We start from the raw sequence: 5,587 nt of genomic DNA, 5'->3' as shown, positions 1-5,587 counted from the left end.
CATCGCGCTGCTGCTTGCGGCGCTGGCCATTCTGTTCTCGGGCGACCAGCGCATCGCCTCGATCTTTGTCGGCGCTACCGTCTTCGCCTTCCTGGTGCTGCGCTCGGTCGGCGCACTGGTGCAATGGGCGGCCAGGAAAAGCCCGCGCGTGCGCTTCGTGGCGCTCAGGCTCGCCATCGGCAACATCCATCGGCCAGGCGCCCTGACGCCATCGGTGGTGCTGTCCCTGGGGCTCGGGCTGACGCTATTGGTGACGCTGGCGCTGATCGACGGCAATCTCAGGCGACAGATCTCAGGCAGCCTGCCGGAACGGGCGCCGAACTTCTTCTTCGTCGACATCCAGAGCGCCGATGTCGCGTCCTTCTCGGCGCTGATCGGCAAGGAGGCGCCGCAGGGCGTGCTGGCCAAGGTGCCGATGCTGCGCGGCCGGGTGATGGCGCTGAACGGTGTCGATGTCGACAAGGTGAAGGTGCCGGCGGAAGGCGCCTGGGTGCTGAGGGGGGATCGCGGCCTGACCTATGACACCAGGCAGCCGGAGAACGCGACGCTGACCGAGGGCAGTTGGTGGCCCGAAAATTACAGCGGCGAACCGCTGGTTTCGTTTTCGGCGCAAGAAGGCAAGGAGATCGGGCTGAAGCTCGGCGACACCATCACCGTCAATGTGCTGGGCCGCAACGTCACGGCCAGGATCGCCAGTTTCCGCCAAGTCGAATGGGAGACGATGGGTATCAATTTCGTCATGGTCTTCTCGCCCAACACATTCGCGGGCGCCCCGCATGGCTGGATGGCGACGCTGACCGAAAAGAGTGCATCGACGGCCGACGACGCCCGCATCCTCAACGCCGTCACCCGCGCCTTCCCGGCGGTGACGACGGTGCGGGTCAAGGACGCGCTCGACATCGTCAACCGGCTGGTCGGACAGCTCGGCACGGCGATCCGGGCGGCCGCTGGCGTGGCGCTGATCGCTTCGGTGCTGGTGCTGGCCGGCGCGCTTGCAGCCGGCAACCGGGCGCGCATCCATGATGCGGTGGTGTTGAAGACGCTGGGCGCGACACGCACGACGCTGATATCGGCCTTCTCGCTCGAATATATGCTGATCGGGCTGGCCACCGCCATTTTCGCGCTGGCGGCGGGCAGCGCAGCCGCCTGGTTCGTCGTCGCGCGCATCATGACTCTGCCGTCGCATTTCATGCCGGAGGTGGCGGTGGCAACCATTCTGTTTTCGCTGGTGATCACGGTCGGCATTGGTCTCGCCGGTACTTGGCGGGTGCTCGGCCACAAGGCAGCACCGGTGCTGCGCAACCTGTGACGACAGGCCCGGAACGGGCATCCTGGATTAAATCTTGGTAAGAAAGCCGTCCGAAAAGCCGAGGAAACGGCGCTTCGCCCTCTCACGAACCGTTACATCCGGTTACGGTCTTGTTCTTGACGCGAATAACCATCATATTTCGCCACAGGCATGCTGGAGCCCTGCCAGCGGCGCCCAGGTCCGGAAGGACCTGACACCGGACGGGGCAGAAGCAATAGAGGACTACAATGGCTGATCCCATTCGCAACTACCAGACGCGCGCCGTGCCCGGCGTCGGCGTCGGTGCCGACATCGATCAGGGCCTGCGCGCCTACATGATCAAGGTTTACAATCTGATGGGGCTTGGCCTCCTCATCACCGGTCTTGCCGCTGTCGGCACGATCATGCTGGCCACCACCACCGATCCGGCTTCGGCTGTCGCGACGCTGCCGAGCGGCGAGATGCTGACGTCCTTCGGCTACGCGATCTTCGGCTCGCCGCTGCGCTGGGTGGTGATGCTGGCGCCGCTGGCCGCCGTGCTGTTCCTGTCGTTCCGCGTCCAGTCGATGAGCGTTTCGGCAGCGCAGACGACGTTCTGGGTCTATGCCGGTCTCGTCGGCCTGTCGCTGTCTTCGATCTTCCTGGTCTACACCACGGCCAGCATTTCACAGACCTTCTTCGCCACGGCCGCCGCCTTCGGTGCGCTGTCGCTGTTCGGCTACACCACCAAGCGCGACCTGACGGCGATGGGCTCGTTCCTGATCATGGGCGTGTTCGGCATCATCATCGCGTCGGTGATCAACATCTTCCTGCAGTCGTCGGCGCTGTCGTTTGCCGTGTCGGCGATCGGCGTGCTGGTCTTCGCGGGCCTCACCGCCTATGACACGCAGAAGATCAAGGAGATGTATTTCGAGGGCGACAGTTCGGACGTTGCCGGCCGCAAGGCGATCATGGGCGCGCTGACGCTCTATCTCGACTTCATCAACCTGTTCATGTTCCTGCTGCAGTTCATGGGCGACCGTCGCTAGTTCAGCATGCTGGACCATCGAGTTCCAAAAGGGCGGCCCAACGGCCGCCCTTTTCTTTTGTGCCGGGCTTTGCTGTTATCGCGAGCAGAGAAATGGCACCCATAAACTATGAGCACTATTACGATTCGACCGGCGACAGCGGCCGACCTCGACAGCATCACCGGCATCTACGCCGACGCGGTCGCCCAAGGCACGGCGAGCTATGAGTTGGAGCCGCCGAGCCGCGCGGAGATGGGTGTTCGATTCGACAGCCTGATGGCCGGCGGCTTTCCCTACCTTGTGGCGGAGAAGGACGGCGCGGTTCTCGGCTACGCCTATGCCGGTGCCTTCCGGCCACGCCCGGCCTATCGCTTCATTGTCGAGGATTCGGTCTATGTCGCGCCCGAGGCCAAGGGCCAGGGCGTCGGGCTCAAGCTGATGCAAAGCCTGATCGAGGCGGTGACGACGGCGGGCTTTCGCCAGATCATCGCGGTGATCGGCGATGGCCGTCCCGACAGCGCCTCGGTGCGGCTGCACGAAAAGCTCGGCTTTCGCCATTCGGGCCGCCTGGAAGGCTCCGGCTACAAGCACGGGCGCTGGCTGGACACGGTGTTCATGCAGCTGTCGCTGAATGGCGGGGCATCGGCGCCGCCCGATCCGAGTTCGCTGCCAGAGCGGAAGTTTCGCCTTAGAGGGGACTGAAGAAGGAACTGAAGAATTGCGCAATTGAAGAACTGAAGAATAAAAAGAAGCGGCGGCAACAGATGACGCCGAGGCCTTTTCTTCAACTCATCAATTCTCCATTTCTTCAATTCCCCTGCTCTAATTCCCTGCTCAGGCTTCGACCAGCTTCAACTTGCTGTCGAACACACCGAGCACGCGGCCGAGTTCCTGGCCGCGTTTCAAGATGCGGCCGCCGGCGGCGATGACGGCAAAGGCGCCCTGCTTGCGGGCCAGTTTCGGATCCTTGACGATCTGGAACAGCGGCACTTCGCTGGTGCGGCGGAAGACGGAAAAGACAGCGCGGTCGGCGAGATGATCGATGGCGTAGTCGCGCCATTCATTGGCGGCGACCATGCGTCCGTAGAGCCTGAGGATCTGGTCCAGCTCGCGTCGGTCGAACCGCACCGGCTGATCGAGACGTTCGCGTCGCGCCTCGTGCAGCGGGATTATTGCGGATGCGTCCCCATCCCCCGTCCCGCCACTGTCATCGGTCATGCCTCGATCCTTCAAAATGAATCTTTGCCAACCAAAGTTGGCGTGTTCGCGACTGAATTGCAAGGCCCGGCGAACCGAGCCCCGCGCCGCGCCGTTTCCGTCACGTCCAGTCACTTTTATGAAACGCCGTGTTGGAATTGGTGATGTTCCGCCACATTTCTGCCTTTTTTTATCCGCGCTCATGCCCCAATGTCCGACGAATTTACCGGCGTTGCCTGAGACGGTTCGGTCCGGCACCGGCTCGTAAACCCCAAGCCCCCCGCCCACGGGTCTGCGTCGGATCGAACCAACCTCGGCTCTTCCTCGGAAGAACCGGGAGCGACGATCCCAAAACCTAAATGACCGGCGTCAGAAGCAAGCTGACGTCGGTTTTTTATTGGCTGGTGATAGGTGAACCTTCGCGCTACCGCGGCAGGGGTTTGAGCGCTCTATCTCAAGGCTTGTGGATGAATGCGGCGCCGAGAATGGGACCGGGCATGCCGTCCTTGCCGACCGACTGCAGCAGCACGGCGCAGCCGCCCTTTTTGGCAATCTCGCTCATCGGCAGTTCGTAGCGCTGTGCCTTGCCATGCCACATGCCGGCGGTCTGGATGCCGGTGACGGCGTTCCAGTAGGTCATCTTGCGGCCGGTATTTTCGCCCTCGCCGACTTTGACCGTCTGCGGCGGGTCGAAATAGACGATGACGACATGGGCGTCGCTGGGGCCGTTGCCGGCATCGCCGGCGTCGATCATCACGCGATCGCTGGTACGGCTGACCTTGACGGCGACGCGCATGCCTTCACCGCTCTTGGCCATGCGGGCGAGCGCACCATCGACCTCGCCGCGGTTGGCGCCGTTGACATGGACGCGGCCATTGATGACGGCCTGCGGCGTATAGACGGAGCGGCTGCCGAAGGCGCGCATATAGTCGTATTGCCGCTCGGTGTTCTCCTTGCGGCCGAGCGTGTCCTGCCAGCCGAGATAGTCCCAGTAGTCGACGTGATAGGCGAGCGCGACGATGTCTTCCTTGGCGGCAAGTTCGGAGAACAGAGTATCGGCCGGCGGGCAGGAACTGCAGCCCTGGCTGGTGAACAGCTCGACCACGCCCAATGGCTTTTCGATCTGGACCCGGTCGGTCTGGGCGCGATCGGATTCGCCGGCATGCCCGGCGCCGGCAGACGCCGAGAAGGCCAGCGCAAGAGCTGCCAGCCACAATGATTTTCGCGAGGCCATGGCCATTCCGATTCCCGCCGGTGATGCCGGCTTTATCTTGATTGCTGAAATATGTGGCAGAACCGGAAGTCAACGGGAAGTCACGTTGCGGTGAAATTTTGCCGTTGCAGCCGACCGCAACGCCGCAATAGGAAGGATCTGCGCTTCAGGATAGAAACCGATTCGGGCGGCAATCGCGATGTGGCAAACGTTTTTGGCGCCGGTCGACCTCTATTGCGAGCGGACCGGCCCGGAATTCTGGTCCGAACCGGTCAACGCCCTGACCAACTTCGCCTTCATCGCCGCCGGCCTGTGGGGCGTGCGCGAGGTGCGAAGGCTGGGCACCGGCGCCTTCGCCGAGGTTCTGGCCTGGTGGGTGGTGGCGATCGGCATCGGCTCGACGATCTTTCACACTTTTGCCACCAAGGGCACGGTCTGGGCCGACGTGCTGCCGATCGCCGGCTTCACGCTGGCCTACACGCTGTTCAATCTGCGTCGCTTCCTCGGCATGCGATGGGGCAAAGCCATCGCCATCTTCATCGCCTTCTATGTGATTGCCGGGGCGATAACCGTTGCCGTGCCGGACTGGCTGCGCCAGGCGTCGAACGGCACGACGGGCTATCTGCCGCCGTTCCTGGCGCTCGCCTTCTTCGGCGCGCTGGTGGCCGCCAGCGGCAATCGCGCCGGCTGGTACAATCTGGCCGGGTCGGCGATCTTCGTGGTGTCCGTCATCTGCCGGATGATCGACCCGCTGGTCTGCGGCGGCTTCCCGCTCGGCACGCACTTCCTCTGGCACATCCTCAACGGGCTGATGCTGGGTGTGTTGTTGGCCGCCGCGGCGCGGTTCGGGAAGCCGAAAGTAAGGGAATAGGGGAATAGGGG

At 63.2% G+C, this 5,587-nt stretch carries 6 protein-coding genes; 4 read left to right on the top strand and 2 right to left on the bottom strand.

Going from position 1 to position 5,587, the window contains the following annotated elements; all coding sequences use genetic code 11:
- The 3 genes from ENZ75_RS18915 to ENZ75_RS18905 form a co-directional block, all read left to right on the top strand.
- Positions 1-1,309: FtsX-like permease family protein (locus ENZ75_RS18915; RefSeq protein WP_128278239.1), on the top strand; the 1,309-nt coding region annotated here is incomplete at its 5' end.
- A 227-nt stretch (positions 1,310-1,536) separates the two neighbouring features.
- Positions 1,537-2,316 (top strand): Bax inhibitor-1/YccA family protein, encoded by a 780-nt coding sequence (locus ENZ75_RS18910; RefSeq protein ID WP_013528823.1) that lies wholly within the window; start codon positions 1,537-1,539, stop codon positions 2,314-2,316.
- Positions 2,317-2,424: 108 nt separating this feature from the next.
- Positions 2,425-2,997, top strand: coding sequence for a GNAT family N-acetyltransferase (locus ENZ75_RS18905; RefSeq protein WP_063169546.1), 573 nt, complete (start codon positions 2,425-2,427; stop codon positions 2,995-2,997).
- 132 nt (positions 2,998-3,129) lie between these two features.
- Here ENZ75_RS18905 and ENZ75_RS18900 read toward each other — a convergent pair whose 3' ends face one another.
- Positions 3,130-3,513, bottom strand: a complete 384-nt coding sequence (locus ENZ75_RS18900; RefSeq protein ID WP_013528825.1) for a DUF2794 domain-containing protein — start codon at positions 3,511-3,513, stop codon at positions 3,130-3,132.
- A 433-nt stretch (positions 3,514-3,946) separates the two neighbouring features.
- Complete coding sequence (locus ENZ75_RS18895; protein WP_013528826.1) at positions 3,947-4,732, bottom strand: thioredoxin family protein; 786 nt, start codon at positions 4,730-4,732, stop codon at positions 3,947-3,949.
- A gap of 172 nt (positions 4,733-4,904) precedes the next feature.
- On the opposite strand from ENZ75_RS18895, the gene ENZ75_RS18890 reads away from it, so the two are divergent.
- Positions 4,905-5,576, top strand: a complete 672-nt coding sequence (locus tag ENZ75_RS18890; protein WP_063169545.1) for a ceramidase domain-containing protein — start codon at positions 4,905-4,907, stop codon at positions 5,574-5,576.
- Positions 5,577-5,587 lie beyond the last annotated feature (11 nt).

The organism is Mesorhizobium sp. M7A.F.Ca.CA.002.04.1.1 (assembly GCF_004022805.1).
GTDB lineage: Bacteria > Pseudomonadota > Alphaproteobacteria > Rhizobiales > Rhizobiaceae > Mesorhizobium > Mesorhizobium ciceri.
This window is presented reverse-complemented; position numbering and strand designations above follow the sequence as displayed.

Bases quoted from the DNA above. Each gene is read 5' to 3' on its own strand.
- ENZ75_RS18900 (WP_013528825.1), bottom strand. From the start codon at position 3,513: ATGACCGATGACAGTGGCGGGACGGGGGATGGGGACGCATCCGCAATA.
- ENZ75_RS18905 (WP_063169546.1), top strand. From the start codon at position 2,425: ATGAGCACTATTACGATTCGACCGGCGACAGCGGCCGACCTCGACAGC.
- ENZ75_RS18910 (WP_013528823.1), top strand. From the start codon at position 1,537: ATGGCTGATCCCATTCGCAACTACCAGACGCGCGCCGTGCCCGGCGTC.
- ENZ75_RS18890 (WP_063169545.1), top strand. From the start codon at position 4,905: ATGTGGCAAACGTTTTTGGCGCCGGTCGACCTCTATTGCGAGCGGACC.
- ENZ75_RS18895 (WP_013528826.1), bottom strand. From the start codon at position 4,732: ATGGCCATGGCCTCGCGAAAATCATTGTGGCTGGCAGCTCTTGCGCTG.